This is a genomic window from Isoptericola sp. NPDC056134, assembly GCF_042264825.1.
Lineage (GTDB): Bacteria > Actinomycetota > Actinomycetes > Actinomycetales > Cellulomonadaceae > Isoptericola > Isoptericola nanjingensis.
Map to the genome: position 1 here is coordinate 1 of NZ_JBHJVM010000087.1, position 1,182 is coordinate 1,182.

The following is a 1,182-nucleotide window of genomic DNA, read 5'->3' on the forward strand; positions in this document are numbered from 1 at the left end:
GGGAGTGGTCGAAGGTGGGACTGGCGATTGGGACTAAGTCGTAACAAGGTAGCCGTACCGGAAGGTGCGGCTGGATCACCTCCTTTCTAAGGAGCATCTGATACCCCCTGTGGCGCTTCGTGCGTCGCTTCATTGCCTCGTCTGCCAGGTCTTCTGGTGGGTTCGGTGGTGGGGTGGGGGTCAGGCAGACCATCTGAGACACCGATTGAGTGTCTGGTGGTTGCTCACGGGTGGAACATTGACTAGAAGGATCGGTTCGGCGCTTCGCTGGCCGGCTAGTACGCACCAGGCTCTTCGGGGCCAGGCTCTTCGGGGTCGGACTCTTCGGGGTCGGGTGGGGGAACGCTGGTGGTGGGGGGTTGGTCTGGTTCGCGAGCACACTGTTGGGTCCTGAGGCAATCGGCCGGCCCTTGTTCGTCTCTCTCCTTGTGGGTGGGGCGGGTGGGGTGGTGGGTGGTCTTGATGGATACGGGTCGTGGGCTGGTGTGAACCGCTCCCTTGGTGGGGGTAGGCGTGCCGGGTGTCTGCGGGTCGTCCGTTGCTTGAGAACTGCACAGTGGACGCGAGCATCCCAGATGTTCAGTACTTGTTCCTCGTCTTCTTCTTTGAAGGGGTGGGGGACGGGTTTTCTGATCTCTGTGAAATATTGTAGTGTGTCGAAGTTTTTAAGGGCACAGGGTGGATGCCTTGGCACTAGGAGCCGAAGAAGGACGTGGTAGCCTGCGATAAGCCTCGGGGAGTTGGCAAACGAGCTGTGATCCGAGGGTGTCCGAATGGGGGAACCCGGCTGGGGTCATGCCCAGTCACCTGCATCTGAATACATAGGGTGTAGGGGGGAACGTCGGGAAGTGAAACATCTCAGTACCGACAGGAAGAGATATTCCGTGAGTAGTGGCGAGCGAAAGCGGATGAGGCCAAACCGTGTGTGTGTCAAGCTGTCAGGCGTTGCACATGCGGGGTTGTGGGACCTTCTGACCAGATCTGACAGTCTGGTAGCCAGTAAGAAAGCCGTGTCATAGTCGAACCGCATTGAAAGGCGGACCGTAGTGGGTGTGAGTCCCGTAGACGAAATGGTGCGGCCTGGTTGAGGGGATCCCAAGTAGCACGGGGCCCGAGAAATCTCGTGTGAATCTGGCAAGACCACTTGCTAAGCCTAAATACTACCTAGTGACCGATAGCGGA

General features: G+C 58.5%; 2 rRNA genes. Both read left to right on the forward strand.

What is annotated here, in order from left to right:
• Positions 1-86: ribosomal RNA gene (locus ACFCZN_RS21460) — 16S ribosomal RNA — on the forward strand; the annotation flags it as partial.
• Between the two features lie 569 nt (positions 87-655).
• Positions 656-1,182, forward strand: a 23S ribosomal RNA gene (locus ACFCZN_RS21465); the annotation flags it as partial.